The following is a 20053-nucleotide window of genomic DNA, read 5'->3' on the forward strand; positions in this document are numbered from 1 at the left end:
CTGCATGCACGCGTCCACTCTACGGTTCCCAACCAACAAACCCACACCTAAAAAGGGTAGCAACGGTTCGTTGACACGGAAACCACATAACTACATACACGCAACACCAAACACTTCACACCACCACACCCCACAACAGGGTGCGGACCGGTAAAAAAGAGTTACGGCGGCCATAGCGTGGGGGAAACGCCCGGACCCATCTCGAACCCGGAAGCTAAGACCCACAGCGCCCATGGTACTGCACTCGCGAGGGTGTGGGAGAGTAGGACACCGCCGGACAACCAGTAAGAATAAAGGTCCCACAACGACGTGGGACCTTTATTAATTTAACAAGCTTTTTGTGACTTCAGTGACCAACCCAACAAAGCATGAGGCTGATCTTATGGAAAGACTTTTCTCACACACAACCGAGAACCGGGGCAGTTCGCTTTCCTCGCTGTAGTGCCGATTCTGTTTATCCTGGCGGCAACGGTGGCGAATCGACATCTTCGGCGACTCACGCCTTGGGTAATTGTGGTAGCCATTGCCTACGCGGTGCCACTCGGCGTCTGGTTGCTGCGCCCAGACCCGGCGTCTGGCTTGTCAAAAGACATTCATCCGGCGTTAGCGGGTGTCTTGATCGCTGCCGCGCTGGGCTACGCTGCCGCGGGCCACTTCATCAGACGACGGAAATTGGTCATTGTCTGGAGTTCGAATAGTCGATAGTGTCAGGCCATGTCTGAACTAGCCGATGCGGTGGATTCCGTTGCCAGCGAGAGCAGCTTTTCTGGCGTAGTTCACGTCTCGCATGGTGCAAACGTAGAATTCTCTGCTGCCTACGGATTCGCCGAGCGGGCCCATTCGATACCAAATATGCTGTCTGAATCGCCCCGGTGTGTCCGGAGACTTTCTTGTTTGAGAGGATCAGGACATGGCAGGGAAAACTACGACACGGTATCCGCAGGAGTTGAAGGATCATACGGTGCGCATGGTGGCGGAGATGGAGGGTGCATCTTCGGAGTGGGCGGCGATGCAAAAAGTTGCCCAGCTTTTGGGTGTGGGTGTGCCGGAAACGGTGCGTAAATGGGTCCGGCAAGCCGAGATCGATGTTGGTACTAGAACTGGAACAACGAGCACGGAATCGGCCGAGCTGAAACGGTTACGGCGTGAGAACGCTGAGCTGAAACGGGCGAACGCGATCCTTCGGAGTGCTTCAGCTTTTTTCGCGGTCGAACTCGACCGCCACAACACTGATCGTGAAATACATCAAGGACCATGCCGGTCACCGCGAGAATAATGGATTGCGGTGGGGTGTCGAGTCGATCTGCCAGGTGCTTACTGGGACGGGGTGAAGACCACCCCGTCCACGTACTACGAATGGGTGGATAAAACACGATCTCACCGAGAACAACGTGATGAGGTGCTCAAGCCCGTGATCCAGAAGGTGTATGCCGCTAATTACGGGGTTTACGGCACCAGGAAAGTCTGGTTGGCGATGAACCGTGAAGGTGTGCCGGTGGCCAGGTGCACGGTAGAACGGCTCATGGGGTTACTTGGCATACAGGGTGTGGTCCGTGGCAAGGTCAAACGCACCACGATCAAAGACTCGAAGGCGGCCCGAGCGAAGGACTTGGTCCGCCGTGATTTCACACCAACGGCACCGGATCGGCTATGGGTAGATGATTTCACCTATGTTTCGACCTGGTCCGGGTGGGTCTATGTTGCCTTCGTGATCGATGCCTACTCTCGGAGGATCCTGGGCTGGTCAGCGAGTGCTTCTATGAACACCGTGCTAGTGCTCAACGCAGTTAATCAGGCAATCTGGAGTCGTGAACGGGCCGGGGCTGAGATTTCCGGGGTGATTCATCATCACGATGCCGGGGCTCAATACGCCTCCTTGGCCTTCACCGAACGCCTGGCCCAGGCCGGTATCCGCCCCTCGATCGGTTCTGTGGGTGATAGTTACGACAACGCCTTGGCGGAAACCATCAACGGGCTTTATAAGACCGAGCTGATCAAACCCGGCAAGCCCTGGCGGACTCTAGAAGAAGTCGAAATCGGCACCGCTGAATGGGCCGATTGGTACAACCACCGAAGGCTCTACCAGTACTGCGGAGACATCCCACCAGTAGAGCTAGAAAACCACTACTACAATCACTACCAGAGCACGGCAGCCGCCGACAGGCTCATCGTCTGAGAAACCCTCCGGACACACCGGGGCGATTCAGATTACCAGATTTGGCATTGCAAGTGGCACAAAAGGGCTGACTGCCTTAGCGGTCGCTTCACTGATCGATGAAGGCTTGCTGGACTTTGACGCGAAGGCGCGAACCTTCCTCCGCACCGATCTGCCCCTTATCGATGAGGATGTCACGATCAGACAGCTGCTCGCGCATCGTTCCGGCATCGGTGATTATTTCGCAGAAGCTTCCAACCATCCAATAACTGACTATGTCTTGCCGATTGCGGTCAACCGGTTGTTGAATACCGAGGACTTTTTGTTGGTCCTTGGTGGGTTTCCGCAATCCCACAGGCCAGGGGAGAAGTTTGAATATTGCAATAGTTGGTTCGTGGTTCTTGCCCTGATCGCTGAACGGATCGCTGGAGCGCCTTTCTCAGATCTGGTCTCGGAGCGGGTGTGTAAACCTGCGGGTATGAGTGCTACAGAGTTCTTGCGATCTGATGCCCTTCCAGGTGATGCCGCCATCGGCTATTTTTCGTCGAATGCCAATGATCTGCAAAGCAATGTCTTTAATCTTCCGCTTCGCGGTACCGGTGACGGAGGAATCTATTCAACGGCGGCGGATTTTGCAGCCTTCTGGCCCGCGCTATTTGCTGGCCAAATTGCGCCCGAGCCCTTGGCCGAGGATTTGGTTCGTCCGCAAAGCTCCTTGGCCTCCCCGCCGCTGGAATATGGCCTTGGCTTTTGGCGCCGGCCCGCAGACGGCGTCGTGATGCTGGAAGGCTACGACGCCGGCGTCTCATTTAGAAGTTGGCACCAGCGCGAGACTGCCCCGGACCGTCACGGTACTTTCGAATACTTCGGAGGGAGTATTGCCGGTAGCGAAGGTCATCGCCGCACTTAGCTGATTTAGTGAACCAGCTCCTCCCACACACCATTGCTAGTTAACCTGTCCGATAGATGAAATCAGATAGCATTGGCGAAGATTGAGTCGAGCAGATTTGATTGGAGAAGCCTGGGAGGCATCGATCGTGATAGCGCTGCTGCTTGCCTCAGTTTTAGCCCTGCTGTTGAGCTTGTTCCTCGCACCGCTTTTCGCGCGATTACTAGTGAAGAGGAACTACGGCCAGTTCATCCGTGAGTATGGACCGGAATCGCACCATACTAAACGTGGAACCCCGAATATGGGTGGTGTAGTAATTATTGGATCAGTGGTGGTCGCTTACCTCGCCACCCATAGCATCACGATGATATTCGGGGCTTCGACAGGACCTTCGCCCTCAGGGCTGTTATTGCTGATGGTTACTGTCGGTATGGGGGGTGGGGTTCCTTGATGACTATACTTAAAGATATCTAAAGAACGAAGTCTTGGTCTTAATGCGCGCGCGAAGATCATTGGTCAAACAGCAGTCGGTGTATTGTTCGCCGTTCTTGCGCTTAATTTTCCGGACGAAAATGGGAGAACTCCCGCCTCCACCGCGATCTCTTTTTTCGAGATACCCCAGCCAACTTAGCTTTTGCGGGCCCACTGATCGGCGTCATTTTATTTGCCATTTGGGCCAGTTTAATCATCACGTCAACCTCCAACAGTGTTAACGTGACGGATGGCCTCGACGGTTTAGCGACGGGTGCTTCGATTGTTGTCTTCGGTGCGTACACGTTGATAAGTATTTGGCAGTTCAACCGAGGTTGTGCCATGCCGGGCGTCTCGGACACCCTTTGTTATGGGGTGCGCGATCCTTTGGACCTTGCGCTGATTGCTGGAGCGTTCTGTGGTTCCCTCGTTGGATTCCTATGGTGGAATGCGTACCCCGCGAAAATCATCATGGGCGATACGGGCTCTCTTGCGCTCGGCGGTGCGATGGCAAGCTTCGCAATCCTTTCGCACACGGAAATTCTGCTGGTCATTTTGGCTGGCTTGTTTGTCATCGTCACGCTATCCGTCGTTATCCAAGTCGGGTACTTTAAGATTTCCGGCGGAAAACGGGTGTTCAAGATGACCCCGTTGCACCACCATTTCGAGTTAAAAGGTTGGAAAGAAAACACTATTGTGATCCGTTTTTGGATACTTTTCGGGACTTTTTGCCGCCTTCGGACTCGGAATTTTCTACGCTGAGTGGGGCTCGCTTCTTTAGTTGATTCGACTAATACCGCCGTCGGCTAGTGATCTTCAAAGCAAGCTACGTCATCTTCTGCTTCGAGGTACCGGTGACGGCAGCTTCAATTAGGCGCTGAAAGTGTTTCCAGACTGCCCGAACGGTCACTGTACTTTCGAATACTTCGGAGGGAGTGTGGTTGGTAGCGAAGGTCATCGCCGCACTAGGATGAATTCATGTCTGAATTTCGACGCCATGTTGCAGCAACTTCGATCAGCGCTTCCGGCTTCTTGCCTGAGTACAGCGGCCGAGGACTTACAAGATCATTCGGTAGACCAAGGTCCGGTCGTTGATTTTCAACTACCGCTTGCTGTGGTCTGGGCTGAATCTGTTGAGCAGGTGCAAATGGTAGTACGTCTGGCGGCAGAGCATCGTGTCCCGCTGGTTACTCGGGGCGCTGGCACAGGGGTCTCTGGCGGTGCTCACGCTTCGACTGGATCAGTGGTGCTTAGCGTGGTTCGGATGAACCGGATCCTGGAAATCCACCCAGAAGATGAGATAGCCATCGTGGAACCAGGCGTGATTAATGCCGATCTCAATGCCGCCGTGGAGCCTTTCGGCCTGATGTAAGCGCCCGATCCGGCGAGCTATCGAATGTCTACTCTCGGCGGTAACGTCGCAACGAACGCCGGCGGGCTTCGTTGCGCAAAGTATGGCGTTACCCGAGACTCGGTGCTAGCGCTTGAAGTGGTGCTCGCCGACGGCAGCCTGATCCATACTGGGCACCGGACCTTTAAAGGGGCAGCTGGCTATGACCTCGCTAGCTTGTTCGTCGGTTCAGAGGGCACGCTAGGCGTCGTAGTGGGCATTACGGTTCGGCTGAAGTATTTATCGGTGCAGAGCCAAACCTTGGCGGTATTTTTCGAAGACTTCACCACCGCGGCGGCGGGTGTCCTTGCTGTGGGACGGCTTCGGGTTCAACCCGCAATTATGGAGCTCCTTGATGGTGCGTCTATGGAAGACATCGACGCCAGGCAGCAGTCCACGCTGCGAAGCCGGGGCGGAGCGCTATTGCTTATTCAGACTGACGGCTTCGGTGCCGATGCAGAGTCAGCAGCGATAATTGCCGCGATGAAGCCGCTGGGTGGTCGGGTTTACGCGGAGGATCCCAGCGAAGCGCAAAGGCTGCTGGATTTGCGTCGACATTCCCGAGGAATGGATGCCGATCTTGACACCAGAGTAGGCGAGGACGTCGCTGTGCCGAGGTCGCGATTGGTCGATTATGTCGCTGCAACCGAAGAGCTGGCACAGCGCAACAACGTCAACGTCCGGGTAGTTGCCCATGCGGGTGATGGGAATTTACATCCAACTTTTTGGATTGAGCGCAGCACGCAAGATGGCATTAAACGACTCAACCAGGCGCTCGACGAGTCAGTGGAACTTGCCTTGGCTATGGGTGGCACCATCACCGGAGAACACGGAATTGGCCAGTTCAAATTGCATTGGCTGGGACTCGAAATAAAGCCCGAGGTTCGGTCTTTGCAGCACCAAATCAAAGCGTTGTTTGACCCGCTGGGAATTCTCAATCCCGGTAAAGCCGTGTAGCATAAGGGAAATTTGAATCACGTCGCCTTGATGCGGCGTGTCGGATGCCGATGATGGGGGTCGCGGCGGTATACGGGAGTTCGGCAATCAGTTAAAAACATCAATTAGACGGCTACTTTTCTGCATCGTGCTCGGCTGCTTTGCGCTGCTTGGCGTTGCCGGAATGGCTCGGGAGCAAAGCCCCACGCCGCCGCCAGTTCAGTCTAGTTCGCCACCACTAGAGCAAGATCAGAGCCCTTCCAGCAAGCCGACCGCGGTTAAGAGTGACACTGGTGCCCCGTCAAAAACTCCCACACCGGCATCTGTTGCAGAGCAGATCGTCCCCGTACAGCAACCGGAGAAGCGATATCCGGATCCGACGGTTCCGATCACCCAGCCAGAGCTGACGGTGCCAGCTACTGAGCTCGAGCCCAGCCCAAGCGAGTCTGCTACCACCGAGTCCAGCACTGCTACCAGCTCCAGCCCGACGTCGGCCTCGCCCTCGAGCCCGGTCCGCACTAACAGCGCCAGCCCAAGCACTGCAGTTCCAGCTAATGCGAGCAGCTCGGACAGTGGCCCCGGCATGCTCACAGTGTTTTTGGTCCTCGCCGCAGTGGTAGTGATCGCGGGTGGCGCAATTGCGATATTCGCGCTTAATCGACCGCGATCAACTCACCGCTAGCAAAAGCTTAGGTCTAAGGCTCCTCAGGTGCGTCGTCCATGCCGCCGCCTTCAAGGATTTTCATCGTCTGAGTATCTGCGGTGATGATCAGAGCCGCTTCATCACGACGATGCCGCAAGACGCCGTCAATATACTGCTGGACCGCCTCTGCGAGCGGCACATTGCGATCCTGTTTTTCCGACATGTACCAGCGATGTTCTAGCACCTCGTGCACTACTTCTGCTGGCTCCAACTTGCCGCCGAGCTCACGCGGAATTGAGCGCACAATCGGCTCGAATACATGGCTCACCCAAGAGTGCGCGCTGATCTCTTCATCAAGGTCCGGGTTGTTATCCGCACGATAAGAATCCATATCATTGAGGCGACGAATTCGGGCACCAACTCGCCACCTTTCGCCGAGCTCGAAAGACTCTTTCTCGGTTAGCTCGGCCCAGAGCCGGCGGTAAGCATCCATGATTAGCTCGCTAGTGGCGACGGCGTCGACTTCGCTATCGATCAGGCCGCCTTCAAGGAGGTCCATCAGCTCACCGGCGATATTTACTCGAGCTATCTCTAAATCGTATTCGCGCTTTCCGCTGGACAGGTCTGGGTAAAGCTCGCCAGTCTCGGCATCTACCAAGTACGCCGCAAAAGCGCCCGCGTCGCGGCGGAACAACGTATTGGATAGCGATACGTCGCCCCAGTAGAAGCCGATCAGGTGCAAGCGAACTAATAGCAGTCCTTGTGCGTCTATTAGACGAGTCAGGGTGTCTCTGCGCAGCATCTGGGAGAAGAGGGCACGGTAAGGTAGCGAGAACTTCAAATGCCGGGTGACCAGCACTGGATCGAGCGGATCGCCATTGATTGTGGTTCGACCAGTAATCACTGCTACTGGCTCCACGCAAGGAACGTCTAGGCGGCGCAGCTTGCGCAGCATGTGATATTCGTGCCTGGCGACGTGTTCGCTGGTCTCTTTGACCGCGATAACGGAGCCGCCCAAATGCGCAAACCGCACCACGTGTCGAGAAATGCCTCGGGGAGAGCGGCAAGGTTCTCATTGGGTCAGTCTTCCAACCGAATATGCCAAGGCAAGTCTAAAAGTTCGGGATCAGAAGCTGCCGCTGTGATGTTGAGCGAGCCAAGAACCGAAGCTGGTGGCGTAGTTTGTTGGCCGGCGTCGCGGGGAAGTTTCCCGAGTTGGTCGAAGTCCGTCGGTTCGTCGCGCCACTGTGCGCCGGTCGAGGGATCGTTGGAAGCAGGCATACGCCAATTCTCTCGTTAAAGCCAGAGGCTCCGCACCCCCACCCTGCTCTAGAGCAATCGGGGAGCACGGAGCCTCTGGGCTGATGTTTTTGTTAGTCGCCTAAGCGCAAGCCGGAGGTGCTGTCGAATAGGTGGACGTGACCCTGTTCGGGGCGAACGTGGATGGTGTCGCCCTTCAGCGGTGGGCGGCGGCCGTCAACGCGGGCAACCATGTCGTAGTCCTTGCCATCTAAGGTGGTGTGTCCATAGATGTAGGCGTCGGCGCCGAGCTCTTCGACGACGTCGACCTCAACCGGCAAGCCTTCGCCATTGGGGTCGGTCTCAAGATCTTCTGGCCGCACGCCAAGCGTGACCGTGTTTCCAGCAGCTGCTTCAAGAACATCGCGCGGAACCGGGTAAACCACGCCACCGAACTTCACGCCGCCGTCAACAACCGGCAGTTCGAGCAAGTTCATTGCTGGTGAGCCGATGAAGCCAGCTACGAAGACGTTCTTTGGCGTGTCATACAAATTGCGCGGGGTGTCTACTTGCTGCAGTACGCCATCCTTAAGCACCGCAACACGATCACCCATGGTCATGGCCTCAACCTGGTCGTGCGTTACGTACACCGTGGTGACACCGAGACGACGAGTTAGCGAGGCGATCTGGGTACGGGTCTGCACGCGCAATTTGGCGTCCAAGTTAGATAGCGGCTCATCCATCAGGAATACCTGGGGGTTACGCACAATGGCGCGGCCCATCGCGACGCGCTGGCGCTGACCGCCGGAAAGCGCTTTCGGCTTGCGATCGAGGTAAGCCTCGAGGTCAAGCAATTTAGCAGCCTCTAGTACGCGCTTGGCTCGCTCATCCTTGTGTACGCCGGCAATCTTGAGTGCGAAGCCCATATTCTCAGCCACGCTCATGTGCGGGTAGAGCGCGTAGTTTTGGAAAACCATCGCGATGTCTCGGTCTTTCGGCGGCACATCGGTGACATCCCGATCGCCGATCAAGATTCGGCCAGCATTGACGTCTTCAAGACCTGCGAGCATGCGCAGCGAGGTAGATTTTCCGCAACCGGAGGGGCCGACCAAAACGAGAAATTCGCCATCAGCGATTTCAATATTGAGCTTGTCGACAGCTGGCTTATCAGTGCCCGGGTACAAACGCGTAGCGTTGTCAAAAGTAACTGTTGCCACAGTTCAGAGTCCCTTCATCGGCAGGTACGTGCCGAACGATCCGTAGTGAAAGTGAGTTATTCAATTGTCGATGTGCCGAGCATCACAGTCCGGCAATCACTTCTACTATTCCACACGCGTCAAGAGCAAAGCGTCACAATCGTGCGCGGAGCGCTTCTGAACGCAATTGAAAGACAGTTTGGAGTAGCGCGGCAGTCTCTTGTACCGAGGAGATTCGAAATTTGGCGGCTGACTCGCCGGGGCCTACTTTGACGCCGACGTCGGCCCCGCGCAAGACTCGAAATCCGTTCTCATCAGTGCGATCATCGCCAGCAAATATCACGCCTGTGGCCGAGCTAACTTCGCGGAGCAGCTCGATACCTTGACCCTTGTCGACTTTGAGCACTGCCGCTTCGAGCACCCGTTTGCCTTCATGTAGGTGCAGTCCCAGAGGGCGTAAAGCCGTGATGGCTTCGCGCACTGCAGAGCGGGCGGTGCCGTCTTCCGCTTGCCTGGTGTGTAGCACCGATCCGGCAGGTTTAGTTTCGACCGTGGTGCCGGGATATTTGGCGCTGACCATGTTGAGTACCGCAATAGTTTCTTGAACGAGTTTGGCTTGGCTGTCATCCAGCCGTAGCGGTTCAGCGTCCGGACCAAACCAAGTTTCGGCGCCATGGCTGCCGATGAGCAAGGTATTGCCGGCCGGCTGTGCCACCGATCGCAGCGAATCTAATGCCCTACCAGAAATAAATGCGGTGGTCGTTTGTGTAAGTGTGGCAAGAGCGGAGAAGGCGACGGCGCTTTCTGGGCTGGCGCGGGCATCCTCAGCCCGAGGCACTAAAGGTGCCATGGTGCCGTCAAAATCCATTGCGATGAGTAGCGTTTCAGTTTGGCAAAGCTCGTGGAGAGCCAGCTTGAGTTCGGCGCTAATGGGCGAAAGGGTCAAAGCCCTGACCTCAGTTTGTCCAAGAACTCCTGAGACCATCGCTCAACGTCATGGTCCAGAATCTGCCGCCGCATGAGACGCATCCGTCGCCCGGCTTCTGACCGGCTGAGGTTGATCGCCGTCATAATCGAGTCTTTGAGCCCGTCAATATCATGCGGATTAATCAGGATCGCTTGCCGCAATTGATCGGCGGCTCCGGTGAATTCGCTTAGGACGAGCGCTCCGGTGTTGTCTGTTCGGGTTGCGACATACTCTTTGGCCACCAAATTCATGCCATCACGTAATGCAGTGACTAGCATGACGTCGGCAGCGAGATAGAGCGCAACCATCTCCGGCAGTGGATAGCTGTGGTGGAGGTAGCGCACTGCCGTATTTTGAATTGTGTCATAGGTGCCGTTGATTCTGCCGACGGCGCCCTCAACATCCTCGCGAAGCAAGCGATAGCTTTCTACCCGCTCGCGACTGGGACTGGCGACTTGAATAAGGGTGGCGTCTTCCACCGTGAGTCGACCGTCGGCGAGAAGTTCACCAAACGCTTTAAGTCGATGTTGGATTCCTTTGGTGTAATCCAGTCGATCCACGCCCAGCAGAATCGTCTTAGGATTACCCAAATCACGTCGGATTTGCGCCGCACGTTCCTGGACTTCGAGTTTCGCCGCCAGCGCGGAGATTTGTGCCATATCGATGGAGATGGGAAAGGCTTCGGCCCTGGCGGTATGTTCACCAACCTGTACCTGATTTTGACGCACGGTGGCGTTCACGAAGCGTCGAACACAGCGTAAGAAGTTGCTAGCGTCGTTATTGCGCTGAAACCCGATCAGGTCAGCGCCAAGCAGACCTTCAAGAATGGTCCGGCGCCAGGGAAGTTGTGCATAAATCTCCAGCGGTGGAAAGGGAATATGGTTGAAAAAACCTATTCTCAAATCCGGGCGGAGTTCGCGAAGGTACTTCGGCACCAGCTGGAGCTGGTAGTCCTGAACCCAGACGGTGGCGCCGGGAGCAGCTGAATGGGCAACCATGTCCGCGAACCGCTGGTTGACGGTCCGATATGACTCCCACCAAGTACGGTGAAATTCCGGTGGTGCAATGACGTCGTGGTAGAGCGGCCATAGCGTGGCGTTGGCGAAGCCTTCGTAATAAAGCTCAATTTCCTCGTGGCTCAATTCCACCGGAATCAAATGCATTCCGTCATGGGCGAAGGCCTCAAGTTCTTCACCCGCTGCACCATGCCAGCCCACCCAGGCGCCATCGGACTTCGCCATAATCGGTACGAGCGCAGTAACTAGCCCGCCCGGTGAGCGGCGCCAATCATCACTACCGTCTTCAGTTTGTATCCGGTCTACTGGCAATCTATTCGAAACGACAATGAAGTCGAATTCGCCGCCTTTTTTGACCTTGTTCTTTGCTTTGTTGCTGATCGGTTTGGTTCGTTCCGTCGCTGGCACTGGTTGCTCCCTGCGCTGTTTGTCCCACCGCTAGCTTAGCTACCGAGGCGGCGAAGTGCTTCAAGATGAAGTAATCCTTGGCCAGTTCGGTGCGAATCGGGCGGGAAGATATGCTTCTTCAGGCTGGGTGGCTCCTGTGGGTTTGCCGAATCCCAGCTTCCGATGAAGCATGGATTCGGCACTTCCTCTAAAATAGAGAAGTTGACAATTCACGGTAATAAGCCGCGCATAGACACGAGGAACGATGAGTCCAGAGAATCACCCGAAGATAAGCAAGGCTGAGCGAACTGCGGCTGCGCGTGAACAAGCACGATTGATCCGCGAAGCTGAAGCTAAAAAGCAGAAGCGCAATAGCTGGTTGATTCGTGGCGGCGTTCTGGTGGCCGCTATCGCTGTGATCGCGGTTGTGGCGCTAATTGTGGTAACCACAATGCGAAACAATGCACCAATTCCCAGCAGCGGCGCCGTGCCAGCGAACATGAACACCTATGGCGGATTCAGTGTTGGCAAAGACCTGAAGCCAATCGCGCCGACCAACTCGGCCAGCACCGTTGATGCTGATTCAGTCTCACCGAAGCCGACGCCGCAGGTAACGCCCACTCCGGAGCTCGGCAATGTGGGTATTGCTGCCGCGGCCTCAGGCCAGCCAGTAAGCGTAGTAATCTATCTCGATTTCCTTTGCCTGTTCTGCAAGACCTTTGAGACGAGCAACGGTGATGCGCTCAAGCAGCTAGCCAAGGACGGAAAGATCAGCCTTGAATACCGTCCAACGGGGTTGCTTGATCAAAACAGCACCACGAACTACTCTTCACGAGCGGCTGCTGCTTCGGCTGCGGTAGCAAACACTGCGCCGGATAAGTACCTTGATTTCTTCGCGAAACTGTATGAGAATCAACCCGCTGAAGGCGGCGCTGGCCTGAGTAACGATCAGCTCAAGCAGTACGCCAAAGATCTGGGCGTAAACATTGATACGGCGGTGGAGGATAAAACTTACCGTCCGTACGTGAGTTATGCGACGGCTCTTTCGCTTGCCAAGGGTGGCGTGACTGGTACGCCAACCGCTTACATCGATGGTCAAGTCTTCAAGTCTCAGACGCAAGATTTCTCTGATTTCAAGACCACGCTGCAGACCGCCATCGACGCCAAGAAGTAAAGACCGCAAGCGCAGTACGCAAATCGTTGGGGGAACGATGGAAGACCAGAACACACCGAAAATGTCTCAAGGCGGAGCGGACGGCTGCGGCGCGCGAGCAGGCGCGGCTGGTCCGTGAAGCCGAGGTCAGACGGCGTAAACGCAATGGTTGGTTGATTCGTGGCGGTGTTCTTGTCGCGAGTGTTGCGGTGCTTGCTGTTGTGGCGCTGATTGTTCTGACCACAATGCGAAATAACGCGCCGATCGCTGATCGAGGACCAGTGCCGGCCAGCAGCAATGCCTTTGGCGGCATGGTTTTCGCTAAAGATAATGCCTTGGTGAAACCTACCTCGGCACTCACCGAGGTGGACAAGAACGCGTTACCTGCGGCGCCGACGTCGAAACCAACGGCCGCAATTGACCCAGATAAGATCGGCATCGCAGCTGCTCCGGTGGGGCAGCCCATCCAAGTCGTGGCGTATGTCGATTTCATCTGCGAATACTGCAAGGCGTTCGAGTCAGCGAATGCCTCTGTGCTGAAGAAGTTCCAGGATCAGGGCAACATCACCTTGGAGTACCGGCCCGCTGGTTTGCTCGACGGTGCCTCGACGACGAATTACTCCTCACGCTCGGCGGCGGCCGCTGCTTGTGTTGCCGATTCTGCGCCAGAGAAGTATTTCGATTTCTTCACCTCGCTTTACAAGAATCAGCCGGCCGAAAGCGGGCCCGGCCTGAGCAACGATCAACTTAAGAAATACGCCAAGGATGTGGGAGCCGACATTGGCTCCTGCTTAGATGCTGGAACGTATCGCCCCTTGGTGCAATACATGACTAGCCAGGCCTTAGCGCACGGCATTTCATCGACTCCGACGGTGTTTGTAGACGGAAAACCTTACAACTCCAAAGTCCAGGGGTTTGCCGATTTTGAGCCGTTTGTGCAGAGTGTGATTGACGCTAAGAAGTAGCCGATTCCTTAACTTCATGCGAGCTGGGCTAAGATTGGTGCGGCGGTTTCAGTAGTGGCCGCACACCCGCCTCCTTAGCTCAGCTGGCCAGAGCACCTGTCTTGTAAACAGGGGGTCACCGGTTCGAATCCGGTAGGAGGCTCAGTAAAAATCCCCGCTGTTCCAGGCCCTAGTGGCCCGAAACAGCGGGGATTTTGTTGTCTCCAGTGAAACTTTCCCGGCTCCGAAAAAATTCATCGACCAGCATAAAAAATGGTCCCGCACCCGGGGAAGGGTGCGGGACCGATCCGCATCAACGCTCGTCGCCAGGGACATTGTCAATAGCCGGGGTCAGAATGTCTATCCCAGTTTATCCCATTTGTTGTATAAATTGAAGACTCGCCGGTGTTGTTAGCGGTTTGAATTTCGCTTGAGCCAGCCAAAGGCTGCCGTTGCGAGGAATAATATAACGCCGACCACGGCGAGCCAGAAAAGCCCTTTGATGAGGAAGCCTAGGACAACCAGGCCAATCCAGACGACCAAGATGATAAGAATGATTTGCAACATTGCAATAGTTTATCGGGTTCGGGTTCGGGTTCGGGCTGGTCTCGATCAGAAAAATCGTCAGCAGCCTATTCACGGGCGTCGAAGCAGAATACTCTGGCAGAGTTAGTAATTATTGGGTAACGCGATGGTTGTTCAGGAGAATAGTGGACGGTATTAATCCGAGCGAATGGCGTCCTCAGCCTCAGGCGAGATTGGAGTCGGTTCCTAAAAAATCTCCGACGCCGTGGCTAGTGCTCGGTGGGATGGTTTTAGTATCTGCTTTGGGCTTTGGCCGGGGTTTTGCTGGTTTCTTGCTGATCCTTGCGATTCTGACTTTTGTGCTCGCGCTTGGTGCCTTTATCGCCGGAAGCGGCCGCTGGATCTGGCTCGCGAATAGAGCGCAGGCGGGTTTTGCTGCAGGCGGCGCATTGCTCGTGCTGATCATTTCCCTCACTGTTGCCGCAATCACGGTGCCCTCTGCGCATGAAGCAGCAGCGTTACCTCCAGCCAGCGTCTCATCATCAAGCTCCACAAGCTCAACCTCACCGCCAGCAAGTTCTGCTCGTCCGTCAACAACGCCGTCTGCCGCAATAACCTCCGCCGAGCCGGTTCCGCTAGTTCAGCCGCCAGTTACTCCGGCGCCGGCTATCCAACCGCCGGTGCAGCCAGTCCCCGTCCAACCTGTGCCGCCGCCGGTTCAGCAACCTGTGCCGCAACAGCCAGCTAGCGTCTATTACCCGAATTGTGACACGGCCAGAGCAGCGGGGGTTGCACCGTTACATCGAGGAGATGCGGGTTATCGTCCCGAACTCGATCGTGACAACGACGGCATCGCCTGCGAGCCGAAACCCAAGGGCAAAAAGTAGCGAGTATCGGTCTCAGCTGGGATTGATCTCGGCCAGGCTTCTGTTTGCAGTTTTAGGTCCAAAGAGCACGATTGAAGAGCAAGCGATCAGCAACGCTGCGGCGACAATTGAAAATGCTGCCGGCGGTCCCCAATTATCCAGCACCGGCAACAAGACAAAAGGCAAAGCGGCAGTGCTGAGCCGAGAGACTGAATACCCCCAGCCGACGGCCGTGACACGAGCCTCGGTGGGAAATATTTCGGCTTGATAGATGTGGTAAACGTTTGAGAACACGTTGTTTGCTAACACGATCAGGAAGCCAAAGGCGATGATCAGTGTTGAGCTCGGGCCCAGCGCGAAACCTAGGCCCGATAATGCCATCGCTGCCATTGAACCTATGAGCAGAACTCGGCGACTGAACGCTTGAATAAGCGGTGTGGAAATCAAAGACCCGGTGGGGTAACCCAATAACGCCAGCGCAGTGAACAGCAACGAATTTTGCGTAGTCTCGCCATGACTGAGTAAGACCAAGGTGGAAAGCACGCTGAAGCCGTAGTAACCGAATGTTTGGAAGAGGTGAAAGGTGGAAAGCATCGCCAAGCGCTTGGCATACATCGGCTTGCGAAGTTGCTGCCAGCGGGCAGAAAGCGAACCCTTCTTCGCGGCCGAGGACACTACGCGATGATCGATGCGAATCGGATCGACGCGGACTTCTGCACCCTCTGCAAATGCTGTCAAAGCAATCTTGGCTTCATCCCAGCGTCCCATTGCGGCCAACCAGCGTGGCGATTCGATCAGGCTGCCTTTGACAAAAAGTGCGAGTAGCCCGCCAAGGCCGCCTAGAACCAATAGCCAGCGCCAGCCGTTGTCGCCTAGGTTCTGCGGACTTGTAAGTCCTAGAGCCAAGAACCCTACGAAGGGGACTGCAAGAAACGAAATCGTATAGGCCCAACTTGCCAGCCAGCCCCGGTGTAATTTCGGCAGGATCTCCTGTAGGTATGAATCAGCAACCGGATACGGTGCCCCCAGGCCGATGCCAGCGATGGCTCGAATGACTACCAAGATCCAAAAAGAGGGCGAAAGGCTGCGACGATCGACCAAATCGAGTACCAAAGCAGGTTAAAAATAAAAGCCTTTTTGCGTCCGATCCGGTCGGCAATTCCGCCAATCACGGCAGATCCTACGAACATGCCGATAAAAGTCCCGGCAAGAAGCGCGCTCAGTTCCGCTTTTTCGCTAATGATGAAGCTTGTCTTCATGCATTGGCTGATTGTGCTGCTCAAGAAAATGCCATAAAGATCGAAAAACAAACCAATCCCGATGGCAATGACGACGCGCCAGTGCGTCCGCCCTACGGGCATCCGTTCAAGCTGCTCTTCGATGGTGCTTCCTTGAAGAGCGGAATCATGGGCAAAGTTCGACTCTGAATTTGCCAATTATCACTCCATTCAAACAATCGCTGCGGGCAAGTGAAGCGATCTTCGAAATCCAGATTGCTATTACCTTGTCCGTCACGCGTCGGTTCCGCAGAAAAATCTACCCGCTCCTGGACGATTGAGCTCCATCTGAGTGAATTATCTTCATAACTGTTTTTCGCATCGTCTTGGCTGAATATCACTATTAAGTGGCAAGTTACCTCCTATCCGCCGCGAGTAATTTCTCATAAAATTGACCAGTGACTTTGCCACTAATCTCAGAATCCGCGGCGGAAGCCACTGCCCAATCACCTGTACCTGCCCGGGTAAAGGCAACGAAGTCAACGGCGGGAAGAGCGCTGCGTAGCTATCTTCGGCCACGCTGGAAAGGCATTGCTGGTGCCGCCGGGCTTTTCAGCGGACACCAGCTGGGCGAAGCCATGGTGCCGGTATTGATCGGCCTGGTGGTAGACCACGCGATTCGGGTCGGTGCCGGTTCTGATCTTCTGGCTGGCCGTCGTCGGGCTGGTATTCCTTTTCCTTTCACTGAGTTATCGGTTCGGTGCCCGGCGCAGCATCATCAATAAGCAAGGCATCGCGCACGATCTTCGGATCCAATTACTAAGCCGCGAACTTCAAGGCAAGAACCGCGGCACTCATAAGACCGCGGGTGAGTTGCTCAGTATTGCTAGCTCGGACACTCATCGGGTTGGTGATTTTGCTGGCACGGTGTCTTTTGGCATGGCCGCAATAGCAATTATTGTCTTTGCAGCCTGGCGGTTGTTCACTACTTCATGGTTGCTCGCGTTGGTGGTGTTGCTCGGGGCGCCACTGCTGCTGGCTCTGGTGAGTCTGCTGTCCCGAAAGTTCGAGGGCCACAGCGCGCAAGAGCAAGAAGCAGCTGCGGTAACAGCCTCGCTAGCTACCGATTATCTTAAAGGTCTGCGCACGCTTAAAGCGCTGGGAGCGGTGCAAAACGCGTCAGTGCGCTATCAAGATCAGTCCCAAATAGCCAAATCATATGCGGTTCGAGCTGCGGGCAGTCTTTCAGTCCTTAGCGGCCTCACCGTTTTCATCAACGGGATATATCTTGCCGCGATCGCTTTGATCGGCGGGAACCTGGCTATTGCCGGACAGATGAGCATCGGTGACTTGGTTGCCGGGCTGGGACTGGCCCAGTTACTTCTTGGGCCGTTGCAGGCATTATCGAGCACCGGAAGTCTGGCTGGGCAAGCACGAGCCTCGGCAGCGAGGATCAGTGCGGTGCTCGATGCGAAAGTGCCCGCACAGCCCCAGCGCGGAGCGAAACAGCGACACCATAGTAGCGAGATCATTGGCTTGGTCGGCGTATCTGTGGCAACGCCAACGGCATCAACGGACTTTGTCGAGTCACTTCGGCACGAATTCGGTTCGGCAATTCTCATTGACGCGCATCACACCGTGTTGTTCAACGGCACGCTGAGGCAGAACGTTGCCCTTGCAGCTGGCGCGAAAGACCACGTGGCAGCCGCTATTGCCGCTGCTGCGCTCGCCGATGTCATCGAGTCGCTTCCTGAAGGTTTGGACTCTGGGATAGGCGACGACGGTCAATGGCTCTCTGGCGGCCAGCGACAGCGAGTTGACTTGGCTCGTGCGCTCGCAGCGAACCCCGAAATATTAGTTTTGCAGGACCCAACCTCAGCCGTCGATTCAGTGACCGAAGCGGATATAGCGCAGGGAATTAAGACCATGCGTTCGGGGCAGACCACAGTACTCATGACAGATAGTCCCGCATTATTGGCGGTATGTGACCGGGTGATTCGACTATGAGCGAGCTACAGCAAGTCAACGGCGTTATGGCCCAATCAGACCTGCTTCCGCGGGCTTCGGCGCGCAGCGCTTTTGGTGAATTGCTTCGCTGAGCTAGACCTTGGACGGGCAGCGGCATAGTTGCCGGCGGGGCGCTGTTATTCGCTTCAGCCTCGGCGCTTGCGGTACCACTCGGAGTCGGTTTGATTGTCGACGTCGTCACCGGTGTGAGACCGAAAGAATATTTCTTCTGGGCAATCGCCGCCTTAGTTCTCGCCGCCGCACTGGGCGGAGTCTGTACCTGGCTCGGTGGGAAATTCATGGCGAAATTCAGTGAAAACGCGCTGGCGCAGCTTCGCCAGAAAGTGTTGGCGCATGCGCTCAGAATTCCGCTGGGTCGAATTGAGAAGGCCGGCGCCGGTGATTTGATTTCCCGGGTCAGCACCGACGTCGAGCGGGTATCGATCGCTGCCCAAGGCGGACTGGCACAGTTTGTCTCCGCGGGGCTATCGATTACTTTGACGGCGCTGGGACTTGCCACCTTGGATTATCGATTCGCACTAGCTGGTCTGTGTGCGGTGCCAATTCAAGCGTGGACGCTATGGCGATACTTGCGTAAGTCTGCGCCGATCTATACCGAGCAACGCCTCGCCGAAGGTGAGCGTGCCCAAGAAATTGTGCAAAGCCACCACGGCCGCAGCACCATTGAAACCTTTGGGGTGGTGGCGCAGTTCATGTCGCGAGTGTCGGCAAGCTCGCAGCGCACCGTCAGCTTGGAGCGCTCGGCGACGCGAGTTCTCACGATCTTCTTTGGCAGGCTTAACTTTGCCGAACTCATTGGTCTCGGAGCGATTCTGGCAACTGGTTTCTTCCTTGTCAGTAGCAATCAGGTGAGCCTTGGAGCTCGCGCGGCGGCAGCGTTGTTCTTTTCGCAGCTCTTCAACCCGATCAACGTTGTGCTTGGCCTGTTCGACGTCGTCCAGCAAGCCGGTTCCGCGTTGACTAGGTTGGTAGGGGTCCTGCAGGTAGCTGTGCCCACTCAGCCAGGTTTAGCAGCGAACTCAACGGATCCGTCCGCAGCCGCGACAATTTCGGTTCAACAGCTGACCGTGAGTGACCGGGCCGGGCATCCGGTGCTACATCAAGTAAGCCTTGAAGTGGCAGCTGGCGAGCATGTTGCGATCGTTGGCAGCAGCGGCGCGGGCAAAAGCACCTTGGGCTCGGCCATCAACGGAGATCGCGAAACGGATTCTGGCAGGATTCTGCTGCGCGGCATTCCGCTGGCAAATCTGGGTGAGGCGCAATTGCGGCTTTCAGTCGCCTCCGTCAGTCAAAAGACGTATGTTTTTTCGGGCACATTGGCAGATGATTTGCGATTAGCTAAGCCCACGGCAACTGACGCGGACTTGTTAGGCGCCCTGCAAACGGTTGGTGCGCAAGATTGGGTGTTGGCACTGCCAGAAGGTCTAGCGACGAGCGTAGGGTCGGGCGGGCGGCAGCTCAATGCCGCCCAAGAACAGCAACTTGCGCTGCCTCGCTTAGCGCTGGTTGGCCCTGGTGTGGTTATTTTGGATGAAGCCACAGCCGAAGATACCGCAAACTCACGCGACCTAGAACGGGCTGCAGCCAAGGTGATTCAAGGTAAGACGGCAATTCTCATTGCCCATCGATTATCGCAAGCCGCTACTGCGGATCGGGTGGTGATGATGTCTGAGGGGCGGATCGTTGAGGTGGGTACGCACGAGGAGCTGTTGGCCGCTGGCGGCAGGTACTGCACCTTGTGGCATGCCTGGGCGGCATCTACTCAGGAATCGGCGTAGCCTAATGGCATGAACAGCCAAGAGATCCACGAACACATTTCAACTCTCGTAGAGCGCGAGCAAGAGCTGCGCCGTGTTGCACCTTCTGAGGGTGAGTCCACCGAGCGGGCTTCCGAATTGAAGAGCATTGAAGTTCAACTAGATCAGTGCTGGGATTTATTACGTCAACGCCGGGCCCGGATCGATGCGGGCGAAAACCCCAACGAGGCAAGCCTACGTTCGGTCTCAGGAGTAGAGGGCTACCGGCAGTAGA

16 protein-coding genes, 1 tRNA gene, 1 rRNA gene and 4 pseudogenes are annotated in these 20053 nt (G+C 55.9%); 14 read left to right on the forward strand and 8 right to left on the reverse strand.

Features of this window, described 5'->3' with window-relative positions:
- The first annotated feature begins 162 nt into the window (after nt 1–162).
- From rrf to RSAL33209_RS01850, 6 genes and pseudogenes are all read left to right on the forward strand, one after another.
- Nucleotides 163–279, forward strand: a 5S ribosomal RNA gene (gene rrf, locus RSAL33209_RS01820).
- 162 nt (nt 280–441) lie between these two features.
- Entirely contained in the window at nt 442–705 is a 264-nt protein-coding gene (locus RSAL33209_RS01825; protein ID WP_049758765.1) for a hypothetical protein, read from the forward strand.
- Between the two features lie 205 nt (nt 706–910).
- A pseudogene (locus RSAL33209_RS16810) lies at nt 911–2176 on the forward strand (IS3 family transposase).
- 46 nt (nt 2177–2222) lie between these two features.
- Nucleotides 2223–3065, forward strand: a complete 843-nt coding sequence (locus RSAL33209_RS16815) for a serine hydrolase domain-containing protein (protein WP_267895937.1) — start codon at nt 2223–2225, stop codon at nt 3063–3065.
- 127 nt (nt 3066–3192) lie between these two features.
- Nucleotides 3193–4296, forward strand: a pseudogene (gene mraY / locus RSAL33209_RS01845) (phospho-N-acetylmuramoyl-pentapeptide-transferase).
- A 189-nt stretch (nt 4297–4485) separates the two neighbouring features.
- Nucleotides 4486–5862 (forward strand): annotated as a pseudogene (locus RSAL33209_RS01850) (FAD-binding oxidoreductase).
- Nucleotides 5863–6090: 228 nt separating this feature from the next.
- Here the strand turns inward: RSAL33209_RS01850 and RSAL33209_RS17380 are convergent.
- The 5 genes and pseudogenes from RSAL33209_RS17380 to otsA all read right to left on the reverse strand — a co-directional run bounded on the left by RSAL33209_RS17380 (nt 6091) and on the right by otsA (nt 11310).
- Nucleotides 6091–6426 carry a hypothetical protein gene (locus RSAL33209_RS17380; protein WP_145962029.1) on the reverse strand — a complete coding sequence of 112 codons (336 nt, stop codon included), beginning with the start codon at nt 6424–6426 and terminating at the stop codon, nt 6091–6093.
- Nucleotides 6427–6536: 110 nt separating this feature from the next.
- A pseudogene (locus tag RSAL33209_RS01860) lies at nt 6537–7765 on the reverse strand (DUF4032 domain-containing protein).
- Between the two features lie 92 nt (nt 7766–7857).
- Nucleotides 7858–8940 (reverse strand): ABC transporter ATP-binding protein, encoded by a 1083-nt coding sequence (locus tag RSAL33209_RS01865; protein WP_012243899.1) that lies wholly within the window; start codon nt 8938–8940, stop codon nt 7858–7860.
- Nucleotides 8941–9073: 133 nt separating this feature from the next.
- Nucleotides 9074–9865, reverse strand: coding sequence for a trehalose-phosphatase (gene otsB / locus RSAL33209_RS01870; RefSeq protein WP_012243900.1), 792 nt, complete (start codon nt 9863–9865; stop codon nt 9074–9076).
- Complete coding sequence (gene otsA, locus RSAL33209_RS01875; protein WP_012243901.1) at nt 9862–11310, reverse strand: alpha,alpha-trehalose-phosphate synthase (UDP-forming); 1449 nt, start codon at nt 11308–11310, stop codon at nt 9862–9864. The genes otsB and otsA overlap by 4 nt, the downstream gene beginning before the upstream one ends.
- Nucleotides 11311–11554: 244 nt before the next feature.
- On the opposite strand from otsA, the gene RSAL33209_RS01880 reads away from it, so the two are divergent.
- The 3 genes from RSAL33209_RS01880 (at nt 11555) to RSAL33209_RS01890 (ending at nt 13549) form a co-directional block, all read left to right on the forward strand.
- Complete coding sequence (locus RSAL33209_RS01880) at nt 11555–12463, forward strand: DsbA family protein (RefSeq protein WP_012243903.1); 909 nt, start codon at nt 11555–11557, stop codon at nt 12461–12463.
- A gap of 26 nt (nt 12464–12489) precedes the next feature.
- The gene (locus RSAL33209_RS01885) at nt 12490–13407 is read left to right on the forward strand and encodes a DsbA family protein (protein WP_012243904.1); all 918 of its coding nucleotides are present in this window, start codon (nt 12490–12492) and stop codon (nt 13405–13407) included.
- Nucleotides 13408–13475: 68 nt separating this feature from the next.
- Nucleotides 13476–13549 (forward strand) — tRNA-Thr (locus RSAL33209_RS01890).
- A gap of 248 nt (nt 13550–13797) precedes the next feature.
- Here the strand turns inward: RSAL33209_RS01890 and RSAL33209_RS17725 are convergent.
- Nucleotides 13798–13953 carry a hypothetical protein gene (locus RSAL33209_RS17725; RefSeq protein ID WP_012243905.1) on the reverse strand — a complete coding sequence of 52 codons (156 nt, stop codon included), beginning with the start codon at nt 13951–13953 and terminating at the stop codon, nt 13798–13800.
- Nucleotides 13954–14195: 242 nt separating this feature from the next.
- Here RSAL33209_RS17725 and RSAL33209_RS01900 point away from each other — a divergent pair, with 242 nt between their 5' ends.
- Nucleotides 14196–14798, forward strand: a complete 603-nt coding sequence (locus RSAL33209_RS01900; protein ID WP_049758769.1) for an excalibur calcium-binding domain-containing protein — start codon at nt 14196–14198, stop codon at nt 14796–14798.
- 12 nt (nt 14799–14810) lie between these two features.
- Here the strand turns inward: RSAL33209_RS01900 and RSAL33209_RS01905 are convergent, their stop codons facing one another.
- Nucleotides 14811–15839, reverse strand: a complete 1029-nt coding sequence (locus RSAL33209_RS01905; RefSeq protein WP_012243907.1) for an MFS transporter — start codon at nt 15837–15839, stop codon at nt 14811–14813.
- Nucleotides 15833–16213, reverse strand: a complete 381-nt coding sequence (locus tag RSAL33209_RS15815; RefSeq protein ID WP_012243909.1) for an MFS transporter — start codon at nt 16211–16213, stop codon at nt 15833–15835. The genes RSAL33209_RS01905 and RSAL33209_RS15815 overlap by 7 nt, the downstream gene beginning before the upstream one ends.
- Nucleotides 16214–16452: 239 nt before the next feature.
- Between RSAL33209_RS15815 and RSAL33209_RS17385 the strand changes: the two genes are divergently transcribed.
- From RSAL33209_RS17385 to RSAL33209_RS01920, 4 genes are all read left to right on the forward strand, one after another.
- A complete protein-coding gene (locus tag RSAL33209_RS17385; RefSeq protein ID WP_012243910.1) occupies nt 16453–16779 on the forward strand; it encodes a hypothetical protein in 327 nt (108 codons plus the stop codon).
- Nucleotides 16682–18001, forward strand: a complete 1320-nt coding sequence (locus tag RSAL33209_RS01910) for an ABC transporter transmembrane domain-containing protein (RefSeq protein WP_049758771.1) — start codon at nt 16682–16684, stop codon at nt 17999–18001. The genes RSAL33209_RS17385 and RSAL33209_RS01910 overlap by 98 nt, the downstream gene beginning before the upstream one ends.
- A gap of 134 nt (nt 18002–18135) precedes the next feature.
- The gene (locus RSAL33209_RS01915; RefSeq protein WP_267895938.1) at nt 18136–19800 is read left to right on the forward strand and encodes an ABC transporter ATP-binding protein; all 1665 of its coding nucleotides are present in this window, start codon (nt 18136–18138) and stop codon (nt 19798–19800) included.
- A 9-nt stretch (nt 19801–19809) separates the two neighbouring features.
- Nucleotides 19810–20052 carry a DUF2630 family protein gene (locus tag RSAL33209_RS01920; protein ID WP_012243914.1) on the forward strand — a complete coding sequence of 81 codons (243 nt, stop codon included), beginning with the start codon at nt 19810–19812 and terminating at the stop codon, nt 20050–20052.
- Nucleotide 20053: the final 1 nt, after the last annotated feature.

It is taken from the genome of Renibacterium salmoninarum ATCC 33209 (genome assembly GCF_000018885.1).
Classification (GTDB): domain Bacteria; phylum Actinomycetota; class Actinomycetes; order Actinomycetales; family Micrococcaceae; genus Renibacterium; species Renibacterium salmoninarum.